Below are 19704 nucleotides of genomic sequence, written 5' to 3'. Positions count from 1 at the left end.
CAAACTCCGAAAGGCGCGCCATAACGCCGCCTCTCGGATTGTTTGTCAATAAACCAGTAGCCAACTCTCAGTTGTCGAACTTCATCCGCCGCTTGCCGAGCGTCCGCAGGCGCAGGGCGTTGAGCTTGATGAAGCCGGCGGCATCGCGGTGGTCGTAGGCGACCTTGCCTTCTTCGAAGGTGACCAGGTCCTGGTCGTAGAGCGAGTAGGGCGACTTGCGGCCGGTGACGATGACATTGCCCTTGTAGAGCTTCACACGGACGGTGCCGGTGACCATCTCCTGGCTCTTGTCGATCAGCGCCTGCAGCATCTCGCGCTCGGGGCTGTACCAGAAACCGTAATAGACAAGCTCCGCATAGCGCGGCATCAGCTCGTCCTTCAGGTGGCCGGCGCCGCGATCGAGCGTGATCGACTCGATGCCGCGATGGGCCTGCAGGAGGATGGTGCCGCCGGGGGTCTCGTAGACGCCGCGCGATTTCATGCCGACATAGCGGTTCTCGACCAGGTCGAGCCGGCCGATGCCGTTGGCCTTGCCGAGCTCGTTGAGCTTGGTCAGCAGCGCGGCCGGCGACAGGCGCTCGCCGTCGATCGCCACCGGATCGCCCTTCTCGAACTCGATCTCGATCTCGGTTGCCTTGTCGGGCGCATCCTCGGGCGAGATGGTGCGCATGTGGACATATTCCGGCGGCGTGATCCACGGATCCTCGAGCACCTTGCCCTCCGAGGAGGAGTGCAGCAGGTTCGCGTCGACCGAGAAGGGCGCCTCGCCGCGCTTGTCCTTGGCGATCGGAATCTGGTTCTTCTCGGCGAAGTCGATCAAGGCCTCGCGGCTCTTGAAGTCCCATTCGCGCCAGGGCGCGATCACGGTGATGTCGGGCTGCAGCGCATAATAGGTCAGCTCGAAGCGGACCTGGTCGTTGCCCTTGCCGGTCGCGCCATGGCAGACCGCGTCGGCGCCGACCGCGCGGGCGATCTCGATCTGGCGCTTGGCGATCAGCGGCCGGGCGATCGAGGTGCCGAGCAGGTAGAGACCCTCGTACTGCGCATTGGCGCGGAACATCGGGAAGACGAAGTCCCGCACGAATTCCTCGCGCAGGTCGTCGATGAAGATCTCCTTGATGCCGAGCATCTCGGCCTTCTTGCGCGCCGGCTCCAGCTCCTCGCCCTGGCCGAGATCGGCCGTGAAGGTCACGACCTCGCAGCCATAGGTGACCTGCAGCCACTTGAGGATGATCGACGTGTCGAGGCCGCCCGAATAGGCGAGCACGACCTTCTTGACGCTACCGGCTGACATGGATCTCTCGCGGTCTAAGACTAGGATCGCAACGGCCTTACAGGCCCGGGCGCGCCTGTCAAGGCAAGGGTGGTTCCCGATCCGCGCGCCCTGGCCCGGTTTCGCCGCCCGGTGGCCCGCCGCGGCGGCCGCCGAGCCGCGCCAACCCGGCCTCCAGGCACGCGACGGCCGGCTCGGGCAGGCGGATCAGGATCAGGTCGCGCAGCACGAAGACCAGCGTCAGCGTCAGGCACCAGGCGATCAGCACGTCGGACAGATAGTGGCCGCCGAAGGCGATCCGGTTGAGCGAGATCACAGCCGCCCACAGCAGGGCGGCGACCGTCGCGGCGCGTCGCCAGCGCGCCGGCACGACCAGCGCGACCGCCACCCACCAGATCGCCGCGGAGGCTTCCGCGGACGGAAACGAGCAGTCCGCGACGCAGCCGCCGGTCGGCATCCAGGGCAGGCCGAAGGGAAAATCGCCGCCATAGAGGTCGGTCTCGGCCGGCCGGGGCCGGTGCCAATATTGTTTCAGGGTCAGGTTGACGGCGAGCCCCGGCCCGACGGCGAGGCTGGCGGCCAGGAACAGGAGCGCCCTGAGCGGCACCCGCGCGACCCGGTCCGGCACCAGCACCTTGGCGAGCAGCAGGACGACGAGGCCGATGATGGCGATCCGGGTCACGATCCGCCCGGCCAGCCGCAGCCCGACCAGCCCGGGATTGCTCGCCGCTGCGAAGCCGTCCGGGCCATAGAAGAGGGCTGTGACGGTGCGATCGAGCTGCGGCACGGCCAGGAACAGGAGCGAGACCGCCAGCGTGGCGGCCAGACAGGCCAGCACCGGCCGGTCGGCAAGCCTGCGGCGGGCCCGGCGGTCGGCCGGGCCGGGACCACTCGCGGCGGCGGGTTCGTCGGTCATGCGCATCCTCCCCCGATCGGGTCGCGGCTCGATGAACGCACCGGACCGCATTCGGATCGGGCGCGCAATGCGGAACCGATCGGCGCATCGCCGATTGATCCGGGCGGGGCGGCCGTTCGGCCGGGTCGGCGGCCGTCGCACCGGGGATGAATCCCCAGGAAATGTTCCCTTGCGGTCACGTCTGGCTCTACAGTTCGAAGCGGGGGCATGGAAACGATTCGTGTCCGTCGGGATCCCGGACGCGTCGCCGCCGGGATCCCGACGGACCCGGGCGTAAACCGCCGTTGTGCTGGAGAGTGTCGCGCATGGTCGCCACGCCGAAGCCCGTGTCCTCGGTCGAATTCTGGTACGAATTCGCCTCGACCTATTCCTATCTCAGCGCCATGCGGATCGAGGCCGCCGCCGCCGAGGCCGGGGTCGCGATCACCTGGCGCCCCTTCCTGCTCGGGCCGATCTTCGCCGGCCAGGGCTGGACCACCTCGCCCTTCAATCTCTATCCCGCCAAGGGCCGCTACATGTGGCGCGACATGGAGCGCTCGGCCGCGGCGGCGGGGCTGCCGTTCCGGCGCCCGGATCCCTTCCCGCAGAATACCCTGCTGGCCGCGCGTCTGGCCTTGATCGGCGCGCAGGAGGGCTGGGTCGCGCCCTTTTCGCGCGCCGTCTACACGGCCGAGTTCGGCGAGGGGCGGGATGTCTCCAAGGCCGAGACGCTGGTGCCCCTGCTCGACGGGCTGGGACTGGCCGGCCAGCAGCTGGTCGCCCGCGCCCGCGCCGACGAGGCGATCAAGAACCGGCTGAAGATCGTCACCGAGGATGCCCAGCGCCACGGCATCTTCGGCGCGCCGAGCTTCGTCACCGCCGACGGCGAACTGTTCTGGGGCAACGACCGGCTCGACGAGGCGCTCGCCTGGGCGGCCGGCACACATGACGGCGCCTCCGCACGCCGCTGAACTGCGCCCCGGACCTGTCCGGCCGCTAATGCTGCGCCCGTCAGGCCGGAGTGTCGCCCTCGTCCTCGACGGTGTGGCGCTGCATCAGCGGCATCTGCGCCATGGCGAACAGGAAGGTCAGCGTCGGCAGCCCGAAGAATTTGAAGTCGACCCAGCGCGCCTGCGGCACGTTGCGCCAGACCAGTTCGTTCAGGATCGCCATCGCGAAAAAGAAGAGGCACCAGCGTACCGTCAGCTTGCGCCACCCCTCCGCATCGAGCCGAATTGCGAACTCGAAGACATGCGAGAGGAGATACTTCCCGAACACCAGCCCGACGGCGAGCGCGATGCCAAACAGGCCGTAGATGATGGTCGGCTTCATCTTGAAGAAGGTGTCGTCGTGCAGATAGATCGTCAGCCCGCCGAAGATCATCACGACGGCGCCGGTGACCAACAGCATCACCGGCAGGTGCCGGGTCAGCGCATAGGCGACCGCCACCGCCACCGCCGTGGCGACCATGCAGGCGGTGGTGGCGATGAAGATGTCCGAGAAGCGGTAGGCCAGGAAGAAGACCAGCAGCGGCCCGAAATCGATGGCCAGCTTGACGCCGGTCGGCAGCGTCGCCTTGCCGCGGGCTGTGCCCGTGCGGGCCGGCGGGGCGGTCGCCGGACCGGTGGCGGGGGACGGATCGGCGGAGGGCGTCGTCGTCATGGCTTCCTGTCCGGTTGACTTCGAGCATCCTACGTAGGCGGTCAGGCTCTGGGCAACCAGCCCCGCCGGTGCTTTTGCCGCAGAAAACCCCCTGTCGCCGCCGGCCGCGTTTTGCGGACCGGACAGGAAAGCGGCTCCGGTTCCGGGGGCGCCTACGGCAAAGCGCCGCCGCGGGACCGCCGTCGCCTGGGGCGCTACACTGGCCCCGGATCGACCGAATCGCCCGTCGAAGCCGAGCCGGAGCCGCCGTGCTTGCCGAAGTCCTGGTTTACCTGACCACGCCCTGCCGGGCCGCCCATCGCCGGCTCGGCCATCTGAAGGCCGCCGTCGATCTCTGGTCGCGGGCCGGTCGCTGCGCGGCCGCCTGGGCGCCCCATTATCGGCAATGCTGGTCGGTGGTCGAGCGCGCCATGGCCGATCTGCCGCGGCGCCGCAAGGTGGTGGTGCTCGGCTCCGGGCTTGCCCGCGACGTGCCCGTGGCGAGGCTCGCCGCCGCCTTCGAAACTGTCCTTCTGGTCGATGTCGTCCATCTGAGCATCGTCCGTTTGCGCCTGGCACGGCATCGCAACGTGGTTCTGGTCACGCGCGATCTGTCCGGCCTCGCGCCCGACGGCCGTCCGTCGGGCGATCCGCTTGCCGAATTCGCCGCCGACCCGGAAGTCGACCTGATCGTCTCGGCCAATCTCCTCAGCCAAATCCCGCTCGCCTACGAAGACCTTGCCGCAGCGCACACGATCGCTACATTACCGCCAGCTGACGCGCCCGACATGGATGGGATCGCCCCGGTCCTGGTGGCCGGCCATCTCGCCGGGCTCGCCGGCTTCCGCGGCCGGGTCTGCCTCCTGACCGATACCGAGCAGCGGACGGTCGATCGGGCCGGCCGGGTGCTGGAGACGGCCGAACTGATCGGCGGCCATCGCCTGCCGGTTCCGGATGCGTGCTGGACCTGGACGCTGGCGCCGTTCGGCGAAGACGGACCCGAACACGAACTTATTCACGCGGTCGTCGGCTACGTGGATTTCAATCGCGCGCTCCGGACCTCGGACGCCGCCTGACCGCCCGCCCGGCGGGGCGGCCCGGGCGGAGAGCAGGGCAGGAACGGCACGACATGGCACGACCGAAGAGCACCCGCAGTCCCTACGGATCGCCGCTCGCGATGCGGTTCCGCAACGTGGCCGCCCTGCTCAGCCGCGAAGTGCATCGGTCGAGCGAGGGCCGTCTCGGCTATGCCTCGACCTTTATCGAGCCCCTGGCGCTGATCATCGGCCTGTCGCTGATCCGCTACGAATTCCACCCGATCCCGCCGCTTGGCAACAGCATGGCGCTGTTCTTCCTCCAGGGCGTCGTCGTCTTCTACGCTTTCAACAAGACCGAAGCCGCCATTTCGGGCGCCATGTCGAAAAACAAGATGGTGCTCAACTTCCCGATCATCACTCCCTTCGACATCTACCTCGCGCAATTCGTGATGATCGTGACCAATATGATCATCATCTATCATATCTTTCTGTTCAGCCACAACTTCTTCATGAAGACGATATATCCCGAACAGGTACTGTGGCCGGAAGACATCCTGCGCGTCTACGAGGCGATCTTCATGGCCGGCGTCTACGGCTTCGTGATTGGCGTGCTGAATGCCTCGCTGGAAGTCTATCTGCCCTGGTGGGACCGCTTCTACAGCGTCCTCCGGCGTGCCCAGTTTATCTTCTCCGGCAAGATGTTCGTGGTCGACTACATGCCGCCGACGATGCGCGAGATCATCGCCTGGAACCCGCTGATGCACCCGATCGAACTGGCGCGATCCGGGTTTTACAATTTCTACGAAAGCAAGACGATGGATCTCTCGTATTTCTACGGGACGATGCTCGGCATGGCGGTCATCGCCCTGTCGCTCGAACGCTTCGCCCGCGCCCGCATGACCACCGAATCTTGAGCCGGCATGCCGCAGTCCGGCCCCGGAACCGGGGCTCGCGACGCGATCCCGGCGGCGGGATCGACATCGCCCGGGGCCATCTCGGTGCCTCCGGCCCCGGAACCAGGACCGGCCTCCCGCGTCGGCCAGCGCCCTCCGCCACCGCCTCGCATTCCACGCCGGACAATCGCTTGACAGCCCCCCGCCCCACACCCTAAATGGCGCCCATCCCAGCCGGGGGCCTGTTCGCAGGCCAGACGGGGCCGTAGCTCAGATGGGAGAGCGCTGCAATCGCACTGCAGAGGTCAGGGGTTCGATTCCCCTCGGCTCCACCAATTCTCCAGACAAGCATCTGAAAAATCAGGCTGACTTCTGTCGCCATTTGCGGTGGCCCAAACTTCGGCGCCGATAGCGTTGACGTGGGCGGCATCTCGGCGCCTGCTTTTGGAGTCTCAGCGCGGCACCGGCGCCAGGCGTGACCGTCGGCCTGTTCGATTCCTCCCGTCTGCCTCCTGCAGCGGCATGGCGATCCCCTCTCTGTTCAGGAAGGCTTGGGTGCAGCCGGCCCCGTCCCACATCGCCGGCGCCGCGGTTGATGTCGGGCGGCCGATATCGCGCCGGCCCTGAGCCGGTCGGTCTGTCTCGACCAGAACCCGGACTGGATCGACATCGAGTGCGAGCCGGTTATGCGGTCCGTCGCGCCGATGACGCTCCTTGCCGCGATCGGGCGGTTCTCAGTGACCGGACGGGCGGACTTGGCAGACGTTCCGCGCGGCCCACAATGCAACGACCCCGCAGGGGCCGCCGCCGCCCGGCCGCGCTCCGGTGTTCATGTTCAAGATCCTGATCCTGCAGACGCTCAACACCTTCTCGGTTCCCGCCGGAACCCGGCCATCAACTGCCCGGAGCCGCCGGCGGCTCCGATCATCTCGTTTTTCCCGACCGTCGTGCCTTCGCCGGACGGTTCTGTGAGAAGTCCAACCGGAGGGCGGTTGGATGAACAGATGCACCTATGGTGCTTGACACCTCATCACGGCCAAGCCCATGCTCTCTTTGGTTGAGGGGCTGGGGACATTGACATGCAAGCGGCCGAACTCGCCGACATGGTCTCGCGAGACGCTGCCTTGCGGCGGCGGCGGCGGTTGCAGCCGGTCGGGGGGCAGGGGGACAAGATCTTCCCGCCGACCTATCCGGGCGAGGGGCGCAACCCGGCGCCGCGTCACGTCTACGAACGGCGTCGACGGCCCGAAGGTGAAGTCTGGTGCGTGTTGGTCGACAGCGTGCAGTCGCAGGCAAATCGGCTCGAAGAGGCTCTCCTCAGCGCCGCCAAGGATGGGATTGCCGAAATCCCCTACGTCCGTGTGGATTTCCGCAATCGTGGCATCGAGGGGATCGAGTTCGTCACGTCGCTCGACGCTCCCCATCGGGTCTATGACGCGATCCTGCGCGACAGTCTTCTCGACGGCACGCCCTTCATGGAATGCGCCACCGGCAGGCTGCTGGCCAGGGGCGATCCGGCCTCGATCCTCGAAATTTCGCCCAATGCGCTGCTGTTCGGGGCTTGGCACTCCACCGGAGAGGGCGGCGGGATCGGCGCCAAATTCGCGCGCTGCCTGGTCTCGGAAATCGTTGCCGTCGACGTGCCGGTCGACGAGGTGCCGAACGCGCGCACCGGCGAGATCGATGTGCGGACTGCCGGGCGTCGGACCGGCAGTCGGATGGATCCGCTCGGCGTGTTGCGGAAGGTCGAGGTTTATAAGGGCGAGAAGGGCTGGGATGTCGACGCTGCGGGCGTGGGCAAGAAGGCCACGAAGGTCCGTCCTTCCGAGATCAACCATGGCAACATAGCACCCACCGTCGACCCACTCGGCATCACCTGTGATCACCTGGAGCATACCGTCGTTTTGAGCTTCGCAGCCCTGCGCCGGCTCAGGTTCGGATCGCCGGCGAAGGACGCCGCCGGCCGTACCTTGCTGGCCGCGCTCGGGCTTCTCGCGATCGCGGAACAGGATGCGCGCGGCTATGCGCTTCGCTCGCGTTGCGACCTCGTCTGCGACGGCCCGAGCGGTCTCGAATGCGTGCATCCGGATGGCTCCACGCGAGCCATTGAAATCGACGTCAACAATGCGCGTCGGCTCTATGCCGAGGCGGCCGCAGGAGCTCGGGCGGCAGGGTTCCAGCTTGCACCGAAGCCGGTCGACCTCCTGCCGCAGGACAAGCTGGTGGCGATTGTGAGGAGAAGCCAGGACCTGGCGCTTCAGGGCGAAGGCGGGGAGGCCGAGGGGACGGGCGCATGACCCTCGTCCTCGAGGTCGAGCATCTGACCGGCACCGCCTTTGCGGCGCTGGGACCCGATACCGACGCGCCCGACTGGCCGCCGCAGCCCGATCGCATCTTTTCGGCGCTGGTCGCGTCCTGGGCGGCCCGCGGCAGCCGCGACGACGAACGCGCCGCGCTCGAATGGCTGGAGCGGCTCGATCCGCCGCTGATCGAAGCAAGTTCGGGTTTACCGCGGCGCGTGCCGATCCATTTCGTGCCGCCCAATGACCCGGGCACCGGACGCTCCGGCGACCGGTCCGTGATGCCGCAGTTTCGTCGGCGACAGCCCCGTCGCTTTCCCGCCTTCCGGCCGGACGACCCGACGGTGCGCTATCGCTGGTGCGATGCCGTTGTCGACCCGGCGACGCTGGAGGCCCTGATCCGGCTCGCCGCCGATACCGCCTATGTCGGTCACTCCGCCAGCCTGACGCGCTGCCGCTTCCTTCTCGACGGAACCGATAGCGCTCCGCATGCGCTTTTGCCGGCGCGGCGGCGCGTCTATCCGGGACGGCTGCAAGAGCTTCGAGATGGCTTTGCGTCCGGACGTCGACCGCGCCCGGGTGACCGGGCAACCGCGACCTTGCCTCCCGCGACCGAACGGTCTCACAGCGTGTTTGCCTCGCAGTGGCTCCTCCTCGAGGTGGTCGAAGCCGACGACAGCAGGGTCGACGGGCGACCAAGCGATGCCGGGCGGCCGCGGGTCGGCGTGATGCCGGACCTGCGGGCTGCCGCCGTCGTCGCCAAGGCGATCCGCGATGCGGTCATCAGCGGCTACAAGGCGATCGGTCTCGGCGATCGTGTCCCGGCGCTGGTCAGCGGCCACGAGCCGGACCGCTCGCCAACACGGATGCCCCATATGGCGGTTGTGCCGCTCGCCTTCACGGGCGTCCGGCATGCGGACGGGCGCGTTCTCGGCTTCGCCATCGTGCCGCCGCGCGGTAGCGGGCTGCTGGACGATGCCGACTTCGGGGCGGCGATGCGGGCGCTCGTTCGTCGAGGCGAAGAAGGATCGGGCGGATCGCGACCGGTCATGCGGATCTGGAGGACGGCGAAGGACGGGCACGTGCCGTTCGAGATTGCGCTCGCGCCAACCTTGCAGCCGACGCTGCGCACGCTCGATCCCTTGTCCTACACGGCGCCCGCACGTGTGTTCGCCACCGTCACGCCGATCGTGCTCGACCGACACCTGAAGGCGACCGGTGCGGCGAAGCACGACGAGATCGTCCAGGGGATCGTCGCCGCATGCCGCAATATCGGCCTGCCGGAGCCGGAGATGATCGAAACGCGATGGGGGCCGCGTCCTGCCGTGGTGCCGGAGAAGCATTCGGCTGTCGTCGGCGCGCCGTCGGCTTGGCCTTCGGGGGGCGCTCCCGTGTGGACGCGGTGGCGCTTGCCGCCCAGCCTTGCGAGCCGCCCGCTCACCCATGCGGTGCTTCGCTTTGCCGAGCCGATCGAGGGGCCTGTCATTCTCGGCGCCGGACGGCATGTCGGCCTCGGCCTGTGCCGGGCCTATCCTGATCTTGAGCCTGGGGTGGAGCGATGATCCCGGCGCTCGACCCCGACGACTTTCCGACCTTCTTCGAAGGGCTTCACGGCGTTCGACCGTTTCCTTGGCAGACCCGGCTCGCGGCCGCCGTTGCCGCGAGCGAGACCGGGGCATGGCCGCGCCTTCTGGATCTTCCGACCGGATCGGGCAAGACGGCGACGCTGGACATCGCGGTCTTCCAGTTGGCGTTGGAGGCGGATCGGGGAACGGCGCGGCGGGTGCCGGTCCGGATCGCTTTCGTCGTCGACCGGCGCCTTGTGGTCGACGATGCGTTCGGGCGCGCCCGGCGGATCGCCGAAACCCTCCGGACCGCCCATGGCGACACCGTGCTGGGCCGTGTTTCCGCGCGACTGCGTGCGCTCGCCGTCTCGGCGATCCCGGAAGCGGCGCGGGCCGCGTTCGAACCGCTGCCTCTGATCGCGGCGCGGCTGCGTGGCGGGGTGCCGCGCGAGGACGATTGGGCGCGAACCCCGGTTCAACCGACCATCATCTGCACGACGGTCGACCAGATCGGTTCCCGCCTCCTGTTCCGCGGCTATGGCGTCAGCGACGCCTCGAAGCCGATCCATGCCGGCCTGATCGGATCGGACTGCCGAATCCTGCTCGACGAGGCGCATCTGGCGGAGCCGTTCAGGCAGACACTGCGGTGGGTCGAACGGTATCGCGGCCAAGACTGGCGCGAGGCGGAAGTTTGCGGCCCCTGGGGCGTGTCCGTACTGACCGCCACACCGGGCGATACCGACGACGATGTCTTCAGGCTCGACGACGACGATCGCGCCGACCCGGTGCTGCGGGCGCGCCTGCAGGCGCCGAAATTGGTGCGTCTGGTTGCGCCTCCCAAGGCCAGGACCACCCTCTCGGACGCGGCCGAGGAGGCGGAGGACGCCGATGCGCCCGTCGACGAGACGGAGGCTGCGACGCTGGTCGTGATCCTGGTCGCGGAGGCGTTGCAGGCCCGCGATCGGCTCCAGGCCACCGGCATCCGCTGCCCGGCGATCGGCATCGTCGTCAACCGGGTCCGGCGCGCGCGCCAGGTGTTCGAGAGCCTCGGCACGGCGGTCAGCGCAGACCCGGCTTCGGGCGAGCCCTCGGCGGACAGGCTCCTGCTGATCGGTCCGGCCCGCCCGGTTGACCGCGACGGACTGGCCGCGGCACTCGATCCGATCCGGACCGACGCCTCTCGCGACGCCCTCACGCGACCGCTCTTCGTCGTCGCGACCCAGTGCATCGAAGCCGGTGTCGACCTCGATCTCGACGGCCTTGTCACCGAGGCGGCGCCGCTCGACGCCCTGCGCCAGCGCTTCGGCCGCCTGAACCGGGCGGGACGACCAATCGTTCCGTCGGCCGCGATCGTGGCCTCGAAGGCCGACGTCGCTTCGCGCGGCACGGACATCGTCTACGGCACGGCGATCCGGGAGACCTGGAGCTGGCTGGCCCGGATTGCGACGCCGGGGGCCAAGGGGGAGCCGCCGACGGTCGATTTCGGCATCGAGGCATTCGGGGCGCTCACGACCGACGCCGCCACGGCGCCGCCGCCGGGATTGTCCGCGCCGCGCGCCGACGCACCCGTGCTGATGCCCGCGCATCTCGACCTCCTGACCCAGACCTGGCCGGTGCCGGCGGCGAGTCCCGATATCGGCCTCTATCTGCATGGGCCGGATCTGCAGCCCGCCGCGGTGACGCTGATCTGGCGCGCCGACCTCGCGGACCGGGACGCCGCCGACGAGGTTCGTCGGCGTCTCCTCGCCGTGCCGCCGCGTTCGGCCGAGGCGATCGAACTGCCGATTGCGGTCGTGCGAGCCTGGCTTGAGGGCCGCGCAGGCGGAAGCGATCCGCTCGCCGATATCCCGCAGCCGGCGATCGATGAAACGCCAAGACGGCGAGGCGCCGGGCGGCGGATATTCCGATGGGCCGGCGACGACGATCGCTCCGCATGGGTTGGACCGGACGACCTGCGGGCCGGCATGACCCTGATCGCACCGGCCGATTTCGGGGGCGTCGATCTCTTCGGCTGGAACCCGACGTCGCCGACCCCGGCGACCGACATCGCCGATGCGGCGGCGGCACCCTATGACGGCCGCCGTTTCGCGGTGCGGATCGCGCCGGGGTTGATCGCGCCGGACGACGCATCCGACGGCGAGACGGCGCCGGAGCGGCGCAACCGGGAGATCGAGGCCGTTCGGCTTCGGGCCGGGCGCGAGGCGGAACTCGCCGGCGTCCTGGCGGAGGCGGACGAGCGCGACAAAGCCGGGTTGGTCGAGCGGCTTCTCGCCCTGGACGGGCTGCCCGACAGGCTCGCGGAGCGTCTCAGCCGCCTCCGGTCCGGCGCTCGCGGCGGCTGGCGGGCCGTCGATGTTCATCTCGATCTCTATGGCAAGGACGATGACGAACGCCCGCGCGGCGTCGTTCTCGTCGCGACCCGAGGCATCGTCGGAGCTGCCGGCACCGGGCTCGAAGCGGTTGCGGCGAATACGACCGAAGACGATGTCGCCGGCTCCATCGCGCCGCGGGACCTTGCGCTCGCCAGGCACAGCGCGGATGTCGCCCAGTTCGCCGAAACCTTCGCCCGGGCCGCCGGGCTTGGGGCGAACCGCGTGATCGATCTTTGCGCCGCCGGACTGATGCACGACCTCGGCAAGGCCGATCCGCGCTTTCAGGCGCAGCTCCGCCGGACCGATGCCCGCTTTGCGGCCCTGTTCGGCAGCGCGGAGGACCTTCTCGCCAAGTCGGCCCGGCCGTTGCCGCGCAGCGGACGGCTGCCCGCACGCCGACCGCCGGATGCCCTTCCGCCGAACTGGCGCCACGAGGCGCTTTCGGTGCGGCTGGCACCCGGCGATCCGGCCTTTGCCGACGTCGCCGACGCCGATCTGGTGCTGTGGCTCATCGGCACCCATCACGGCCGCGGCCGCCCGTTCTATCCGCACCAAGATCCGCTCGACCGGGAGGACCGACGCCTCGTTCTGCCGAGCGGCGAGGCGGCGCTGCCGAAGGCGCCGGGTCCGCAATCGCTCGCCTACGATCGCGACGGTCGCGACTGGGCCCAGTTGTTCGACATGTTGAGGGCCCGCTATGGCGCCTGGGAGCTCGCCCGGTTCGAGGCCGTCCTGCGGCTCGCCGACCATCGGGCGTCCGAATGGGCCGCGTACCGCGACGAGCGGCAATCTGGGCCGCATCCGTCGCCGATCCTCGCCGAAGCCGGGGGGAGGAGCCCGTGAGCCGTACCGCCGCCCACCCGCCGAGCGCCGTTCAGGAGCCGGCTGCCCGCAGCCATCGGCTCGACGGGCTGGAACCGGACAATCTCCTGGCCTTCATGGCTCTGCTGGGTCTCCTGCGTGCCCTCGAGGCCGACGACCGGACCGCCCCGGCGCCGCTCAGGCCGCGCGCCGCCTGGGACCTCGACGCGCCGCCGCTTCGCCCGGTGCTGCACCTGGCGCGGCCGGTCACGCAAGGCGAGATCGCCGAGAGTGCGGCGCGCGGGGTCGCTGCACTGGCCGCGGCACACGCGTTCGGCGAAGTGCGCGATCTCAACTACCCGCGCAGCCGAGCGCGCGCCCTGCTCAGGCAGGCGGCCGAAGCCGGCCCGGGGGGCCGGACGTGGGGCGATCTCCTCGCGGCCCTGATGAGCGACGCGGCCGTCAAGGAGGATAAGAACCCCGCGGAGGCCGCAATCGACCCGACGCCGCTGTGTCTGCTCTTCGGTCAAGGACACCAGCATTTCCTGGATCGACTCGCGTCGGTGCCGGCGACCGCCGCGCCGCCGCCGCGCGGGCGCGGCAAGGCGGCCGTGAACCTGTCGCCTGCCGACTGCCTCGCCGAAGCGCTGTTCGCCCCCTGGCACCGGAGCGACCCGACCTTCGCGTTCCGCTGGGATCCGGCCGAGGATGTCCGCTATGCCCTGCTCGCCGGCGATCCGACCGACGCGGCCTACAAGGCCGGCACCCAGCACGGCGCCAACCGCCTCGCCGCCGTCGGCCTGCCGGCTCTGACGCTCTCCCCCGAACAGCGCGGCGAGCGCATCCGCCCGACCGTTCTCGGCGGTGCGCAGTCGGCCGAAGGCTTCTCCTTCGCCTGGCCGATCTGGCGCGACCCGGCGACGCTCGCGGCCATCCGCGGCCTGCTCGGACACCCGGACCTGCGCGAGCCCGGCGCCCTGGTCCCGCTCGGCATCGACCACGTCCGCGTCGCGCGCCGAATCTCGGTCGGCAAGTTCATGAACTTCACACGGGCCCGGGTCGTCGGGGAGGCGTGACGGCCGGCGGATCGATCGGATGGTGTGCCGCCGCGCAGTCGTGATGCCCTGATAGCGGACCGGGTGCCACGCGCAGAGAGCGCCGCGGCACTCCTCGGCCACGAGGGCGAGGCCGCCGCCCTCTACTTCAGGGCGCTGCCGCAGCTCTTCACGGCAGCCGTCGCGGTTCTGCCCGCCTTCGCCTTTGATCGCCGCAACCGCCGTCCGCCCGCGGATCCGGTCAACGCCTGCCTGTCGCTCGCCTATGCGCTGCTGACGCGCACTTTCGCGTCGGCCCTATCGATCGCCGGCCTCGATCCCTGGAAAGGCGTCTATCATGTCGAGCGGCCCGGCCGCCCGGCGCTGGTGCTCGATCTGATCGAACCGTTCCGGCCGCTGCTCGCCGACAGTGCCGTTCTGATGGCGCTGAACAACGGCGAACTCGGACCCGATGACTTCGTCTTCGCCGCCGGCGGCTGCAATCTGAAGCCGAAGGCCCGGCGTGCCCTGGTTCAGGCCTACGAGCGCCGGCTCGACCAGGAGACGACCCATCCGGTCTTCGGCTATCAGATCGCGATGCGCCGGCTGATCCAGGTCCAGGCCCGGCTCTTCGCCAAGTTCGTCGCGGGCGAGATTCCGCGATATCCGCACTATGTGCCGCGCTGAGTTGGGGAGAGGCCGATGGCGCCGCGCCGCTCCAATGCCGAACACGCCTATGTGGTCGCCTACGACATTTCCGACCCGAAGCGCTGGCGGCGCGTGTTCAAGACCATGAAGGGCTATGGCCGATGGCTTCAGCTCTCGGTGTTCCATTGCCGTCTCGACGGAGGGCGACGCGCCGCGATGGCGGCCGCGCTCGAAGCCCTGATCGACCGCGAGACCGACCACGTGGTCATCCTCGACCTCGGTCCGGCGGAGGACGTCGACCTTGCCGTCGAGAGCCTCGGCAAGACGTTCGAGCCCATAGAACGCGAGGCGATCGTCATCTGACCCGCATCGCGGCCGCTTTCGGTGCCCCCGCCGCACCGCCCGCGCGAACTTTCGCAGCCAGACCGCCGGTTTGCCTTGGCGTCCGTCACGAACGGTTGTAGCCTGATTTTCGCGAGCGCTCGGATGGCACGAAAAGCCCCGGCACCGCTCGCAAAGATCCAAGTCGTTGTGTCAGAACACGTTCTTTGATAATTTGAAGCTCCCGGCAAGGAATCGCGGTCCCGGCCGCCGATCCTTTGGCCGACCTCTCGCAAAGCGGTCCATAACCCTCTCGCGCTTCTGTGCTTTCCAGCCAGGGCGCCTATCCGGGGCCTCGCGCCCCGGCCTCATTGAAGCATCACGTAGTCTGCAGCGATGTTGTGTAGAGTGTGAGCCTATCCGGGGCCTCGCGCCCCGGCCTCATTGAAGCGTCGGCGGCGTCCTGCTCCTGGACCTCGGGCGGGTCGCCTATCCGGGGCCTCGCGCCCCGGCCTCATTGAAGCCTGTCGACTATGTCCCGACCGCGCCGACCGCGCCGCCTATCCGGGGCCTCGCGCCCCGGCCTCATTGAAGCTTCGCTGCCGTCTGTCTATACCGCGACCACTGGCGCGGCCTATCCGGGGCCTCGCGCCCCGGCCTCATTGAAGCAACTTGAAGAGGTTGACGCGCGCCCGGTGAATGGCGGGCCTATCCGGGGCCTCGCGCCCCGGCCTCATTGAAGCCATCGCGCCGGCCGTTCTCGACGCGACTGTCGTCACGAGCCTATCCGGGGCCTCGCGCCCCGGCCTCATTGAAGCTCGTCAAGACGCCGGATGCCGGATCGGACGGGCCGGCCTATCCGGGGCCTCGCGCCCCGGCCTCATTGAAGCACAGCCGCGTCCGAGCCGCGTCCTTCGCGGAAATCGCTAGCCTATCCGGGGCCTCGCGCCCCGGCCTCATTGAAGCGAATTCCTTCGCGGCGACGGTGTATTCCTTGATGACGGCCTATCCGGGGCCTCGCGCCCCGGCCTCATTGAAGCCTCCCAGGTGTATGGCTGCCCCGGGCCGGCGGCCGGATGCCTATCCGGGGCCTCGCGCCCCGGCCTCATTGAAGCTCGACGCTGTCACGGATGGCCCGCTCATCAGGCACGCCTATCCGGGGCCTCGCGCCCCGGCCTCATTGAAGCGACTTTGCTCGCGCGCTTGCGCTCACGGTCTTTCTCCGCCTATCCGGGGCCTCGCGCCCCGGCCTCATTGAAGCACAAGCTGCTCTTGCTGCGTCGCTTGCTGCCTGCCCTCGCCTATCCGGGGCCTCGCGCCCCGGCCTCATTGAAGCCCGGCCGGCGCGGCGGTAGACGGACATGGCGGCTCCTGGCCTATCCGGGGCCTCGCGCCCCGGCCTCATTGAAGCTAAAATACCCGGCTGACATATGGTATGGTCAATCCGCGCCTATCCGGGGCCTCGCGCCCCGGCCTCATTGAAGCGATGATCTGAGGGAGGAGATGGGAGAGCGCGGCGCGGGCGGGCCTATCCGGGGCCTCGCGCCCCGGCCTCATTGAAGCAGCAGCTCTTCGATATTCTGATCGCCGACCGCGAAGAGCCTATCCGGGGCCTCGCGCCTCGGCCTACTTTCACCGAAACCTGCCGCGATGCCCTGTTTTCTCGTGTGATCTTGACGCGGCCGCGAGGCGAGTAGGTCCCGGATCGGCGGCCCTGCGGGCCTTGTCCGGGATTGCGGTTTGGGGGGAGGAAAGACGCGGGATGCCGCCGCCTCGCGCCCCGGCCTCATTGAAGCGCTGAAGCCGGGGCCGGCATCGCCGAAGTCCTGGTGGTGTCCATGCCTCGGATGCCGTCGGCCGTTACGGCGTGCCGGCGCCGGGATTCGGCGTCCGATCGGTCGCCGCTTGCGAACTTGGCGAAAGCCCACAAACTCGATGAAAATTCGTTCTGGCTCGGATAATCGTTTTTCTTTCCTGCGCCGCGGTTCGTGCTATGAACCCCCGGTTACCGTCGCTTCAGCCCGGCTGCCATGAACGAACCCATCGTCCGCCTCACCACCTCGTCGACGGTCTATGACCGCATTCGGGACGACATCCTCGCCGGATCGCTCGCGCCGGGTCTGAAATTGCGGATCGAGTTCGTCTGCGAGCGCTACGGAATCGGGGCGAGCCCCGTGCGCGAGGCCCTGAACCGCCTGTCCTCGGAGGGCCTCGTCGAACGCCGCGACCAGCGCGGATTCTACGTCTCCCAGGTCAGCCTCGCGCAATTGGCCGAACTGGTGAAGACGCGGTGCTGGCTCGAAGGCATCGCCGTGCGCGAATCGATCCTGCACCGCACCGTCGCCTGGGAGGAAGGCGTGGTGCTGGCGTTCCACCGCCTGTCGCGGACGCCCCGCTCGCTGGACCCGGCCAGCTACAGCTTCAACCCGGATTGGGAGGAGCGGCACCGGGAATTCTACCACGCCCTGATCGCCAATTGCGGTTCCTCGTGGCTGCTCGGCTTCTGCCGCGACATGCGCGACCAGGCGGACCGCTATCGCCGGCTCGCGGCGGCGCGGGTCTATCCGGCCCGGCAGGGCCCCGACGAGCACCGCGAAATCATGGACGCGGCCATCGACGGGGAGGTCGAGCGCGCCGTCGATCTGCTCCAGCGGCACTATCAGAAGACCCTGACCATCATCGAGACCGACTTCGCCGCGGCCGCCGACTGAGCCGCGCGTCGCGCCGCCCGGCGCCGCCTTCGTTCTCCCGTCTCCGAGGTCCGGCCCGGACACTCGCCCACCGTCGCTTCGGCGCGGTCGGGCGAGTGCGTCTTTTCGCGACGAAAACTGGTCCACTCAAAAAATATCGATAAAACAGTTTGCGCGACCTGATTCAGCGATATACCTTCCGGATCGAGGTTGCCGCAGAGCCCGGAGAACCGGCGGGGTGCCTTGAGGAAACTGCCGAGGGAGCTGTTCCCATGTCGTTCATGTCCAGATTATCGGGTGCGATCGCAGGCGCCGTCCTGACCATGACGGTTCCGGCCGTCGTGGCGGAGGCGCAGGCCGCCAAGGTCCAGGTGGCGCTCGGCGACACCGTGTCGGTCGAAACGCTCGCCTACATCGTCGCGCTCGAACGCGCCAAGGAGCGGGGCGTCGACTACACCCTGACCTCCTTCGCCAAGGAGGACCTGGCGATCCAGGCGGTCGTCAACGGCCAGGCCGATCTGGGGATCGGCACGCCCTATGCGGTCGTCCAGAAATCCAAGGCGCCGCTGAAGGGCATCTTCCAGGTGACGCGCCTGGTCTTCTTCGCGGTCGCCGACAAGTCGCTCTACAGGACCTGGAAGGACCTGGACGGCCAGCCCTTCGTGTTCCACGCCCGCGGGACCGGTACCGAGGCGATCGGCAATATCCTGGCCGACCGGAACGGGATCAAGTTCGGCCAGCGCTCCTATGTGGCCGGCTCCGAGAACCGCGTCGTCGCCATGCTGAACGGGCAGATCAAGGCGACCATCGTCGACCTCGCCAACAAGAACCTCCTGCTCGCCAAAAGCGCCGACAAGTTCCACGTCCTGCCCGGCCTCGACGAGAAGGCCAGCGACGAGATCCTGTTCGCGCGCACCGAATGGCTCGCCAAGAACCAGGCCGCAGCCGATACGATCGTCGAGGAGTTCGCCAAGGTCTGGCGCGAGATGGCGGCCGATCCGACCATGGTCGAGAAGGAGCGCGTCAAGCGCGGCCTGCTCAAGGACCTGCCGAAGGAACTTCTCGCCGACGTGGACAAATATTACCGGCAGGCGGTCGACAACGGCGTCTTCGACAAGGCCGGCGGCTCGCCCCAGGCGGTCAGGCTCGACTTTGACTTCTACACCCAGGCCGGGCAGATGACCGGTCCCGCGGCCGAGCTGAAGGTCGAGGAGTTCTGGGATTTCGGCCCGCTCGAGCGCGCCCGCAAGAAGATCGGCGGCTGACCCGCCGGCGCCGGGCTCCGCGGCCTCGCATCCGGACCGGCGCCGCCGGTCCGGAGTCCGTCGCCGGATGATCCCTCAGATCGGCGCCGCGCCGCGGCGGGCGGACCAAACCCAGCCAGGAACGTTTCCTCATGATCGGGACCGGCATGAACAGCCTCTCGACGCCGCCTGCGACCGGGGTCGGTACGCCCCGCTTCCGGCCGCGCGCCGCGCTCGTCCATCCCCTCACGCTCCGGGCGGTGTCCTTCGCGATCGCGCTGCTGGCCTGGGAAATCGCCGGCCGCTGGCCGGTCAGCCCGTCCTTTCCACCCTTCTCCGAAACCGCCACGGCTTTCGCGGCCCTGCTGTCCGACGGCAGTCTGCTTCGCGCCTTTGGGGTGACCCTCACGCCGCTCGCCATCGGACTGGCGGTGTCCGGCGTCGTCGGCGTCGGCATCGGCGTGGCGATGGGGCTCGACGAACGGGTCGAGTGGTTCGGCGTCCCGATCTTCATCGTCCTGCAGGCCGCGCCTCTGGCGGCTCTGGTCCCGATCCTGGTCATGGCCTACGGCATCGGTCTGCTGACCAAGGTGTCGATCGTCTGCATCATGGCCATGCCGGTGATCGTGCTGAACTCCTTCAAGGCCGTGCGTCATGCCCCGCGCAGCCTGATCGAGATGGGCACGAGTTTCCTCGGCACGCCGGCACAGATCATTCGCAAGATCATCCTGCCGGCCGCCACGCCGGTCATCTTCGCCGGACTGCGCCTCGGCGCGGCGGCCGGTTTCGTTGGTGCGGTGCTGGCCGAACTGCTCGTCACCCCCACCGGCATCGGCGACATCATCACCTACAACCAGTCGGTCGCCGACTATCCGAAGATGTACGCGGCGATCGCGGCGATCATCATGGTGTCGGTCGGCTTCATCGAAATCCTGGGCTTCGTGGAGCAGCGCTTCCTGCGGCCCGAGACGCGGAGGACGGCATGATCAC

15 protein-coding genes, 1 tRNA gene and 1 CRISPR repeat array are annotated in these 19704 nt (G+C 68.7%); of the genes, 13 read left to right on the top strand and 3 right to left on the bottom strand.

The features are described from left to right. Positions 1 to 67 precede the first annotated feature (67 nt). Both KL771_RS15105 and KL771_RS15100 read right to left on the bottom strand, forming a co-directional pair. Positions 68 to 1294 carry an argininosuccinate synthase gene (locus KL771_RS15105; protein WP_261969383.1) on the bottom strand — a complete coding sequence of 409 codons (1227 nt, stop codon included), beginning with the start codon at positions 1292 to 1294 and terminating at the stop codon, positions 68 to 70. A 58-nt stretch (positions 1295 to 1352) separates the two neighbouring features. Continuing rightward, positions 1353 to 2189: a phosphatase PAP2 family protein gene (locus KL771_RS15100; protein WP_261969382.1), complete on the bottom strand. Its 837-nt coding sequence runs from the start codon at positions 2187 to 2189 to the stop codon at positions 1353 to 1355. Between the two features lie 305 nt (positions 2190 to 2494). On the opposite strand from KL771_RS15100, the gene KL771_RS15095 reads away from it, so the two are divergent. Continuing rightward, entirely contained in the window at positions 2495 to 3139 is a 645-nt protein-coding gene (locus KL771_RS15095) for a 2-hydroxychromene-2-carboxylate isomerase (protein WP_261969381.1), read from the top strand. Positions 3140 to 3179: 40 nt separating this feature from the next. Here the strand turns inward: KL771_RS15095 and KL771_RS15090 are convergent, their stop codons facing one another. Beyond that, positions 3180 to 3830 (bottom strand): septation protein A, encoded by a 651-nt coding sequence (locus tag KL771_RS15090; RefSeq protein ID WP_261969380.1) that lies wholly within the window; start codon positions 3828 to 3830, stop codon positions 3180 to 3182. Positions 3831 to 4078: 248 nt separating this feature from the next. On the opposite strand from KL771_RS15090, the gene KL771_RS15085 reads away from it, so the two are divergent. From KL771_RS15085 to KL771_RS15030, 12 genes are all read left to right on the top strand, one after another. Further along, entirely contained in the window at positions 4079 to 4885 is an 807-nt protein-coding gene (locus KL771_RS15085) for a hypothetical protein (RefSeq protein WP_261969379.1), read from the top strand. Positions 4886 to 4938: 53 nt separating this feature from the next. After that, entirely contained in the window at positions 4939 to 5760 is an 822-nt protein-coding gene (locus KL771_RS15080; protein ID WP_261969378.1) for an ABC transporter permease, read from the top strand. Positions 5761 to 5998: 238 nt separating this feature from the next. Continuing rightward, positions 5999 to 6074 (top strand) — tRNA-Ala (locus KL771_RS15075). Positions 6075 to 6818: 744 nt separating this feature from the next. Next, entirely contained in the window at positions 6819 to 8036 is a 1218-nt protein-coding gene (gene cas7g / locus KL771_RS15070) for a type I-G CRISPR-associated RAMP protein Csb1/Cas7g (protein WP_261969377.1), read from the top strand. After that, a complete protein-coding gene (gene csb2 / locus KL771_RS15065; RefSeq protein WP_261969376.1) occupies positions 8033 to 9601 on the top strand; it encodes a type I-G CRISPR-associated protein Csb2 in 1569 nt (522 codons plus the stop codon). The genes cas7g and csb2 overlap by 4 nt, the downstream gene beginning before the upstream one ends. Continuing rightward, a complete protein-coding gene (gene cas3g / locus KL771_RS15060; RefSeq protein ID WP_261969375.1) occupies positions 9598 to 12819 on the top strand; it encodes a type I-G CRISPR-associated helicase/endonuclease Cas3g in 3222 nt (1073 codons plus the stop codon). The genes csb2 and cas3g overlap by 4 nt, the downstream gene beginning before the upstream one ends. After that, positions 12816 to 13853 (top strand): type I-G CRISPR-associated protein, Cas3-extension family, encoded by a 1038-nt coding sequence (locus tag KL771_RS15055; protein WP_261969374.1) that lies wholly within the window; start codon positions 12816 to 12818, stop codon positions 13851 to 13853. Before cas3g ends, KL771_RS15055 begins: the two co-directional genes overlap by 4 nt. 63 nt (positions 13854 to 13916) lie before the next feature. Further along, positions 13917 to 14498 carry a CRISPR-associated endonuclease Cas1 gene (gene cas1, locus KL771_RS15050; protein ID WP_261969373.1) on the top strand — a complete coding sequence of 194 codons (582 nt, stop codon included), beginning with the start codon at positions 13917 to 13919 and terminating at the stop codon, positions 14496 to 14498. Between the two features lie 15 nt (positions 14499 to 14513). Further along, a complete protein-coding gene (cas2, locus tag KL771_RS15045) occupies positions 14514 to 14822 on the top strand; it encodes a CRISPR-associated endonuclease Cas2 (RefSeq protein WP_261969372.1) in 309 nt (102 codons plus the stop codon). A 299-nt stretch (positions 14823 to 15121) separates the two neighbouring features. Next, a CRISPR array of direct repeats spans positions 15122 to 16417; the repeat unit is 37 nt; unit sequence GCCTATCCGGGGCCTCGCGCCCCGGCCTCATTGAAGC. A 393-nt stretch (positions 16418 to 16810) separates the two neighbouring features. Then, entirely contained in the window at positions 16811 to 17491 is a 681-nt protein-coding gene (locus KL771_RS15040) for a GntR family transcriptional regulator (protein WP_261969371.1), read from the top strand. 251 nt (positions 17492 to 17742) lie between these two features. Beyond that, the gene (locus tag KL771_RS15035) at positions 17743 to 18735 is read left to right on the top strand and encodes an ABC transporter substrate-binding protein (RefSeq protein WP_261969370.1); all 993 of its coding nucleotides are present in this window, start codon (positions 17743 to 17745) and stop codon (positions 18733 to 18735) included. A 131-nt stretch (positions 18736 to 18866) separates the two neighbouring features. Continuing rightward, positions 18867 to 19700 (top strand): ABC transporter permease, encoded by an 834-nt coding sequence (locus KL771_RS15030; RefSeq protein WP_261969369.1) that lies wholly within the window; start codon positions 18867 to 18869, stop codon positions 19698 to 19700. Positions 19701 to 19704: the final 4 nt, after the last annotated feature.

The organism is Prosthecodimorpha staleyi, assembly GCF_018729455.1.
In the GTDB taxonomy this organism is placed as follows: Bacteria; Pseudomonadota; Alphaproteobacteria; order Rhizobiales; family Ancalomicrobiaceae; genus Prosthecodimorpha; species Prosthecodimorpha staleyi.
This window is presented reverse-complemented; position numbering and strand designations above follow the sequence as displayed.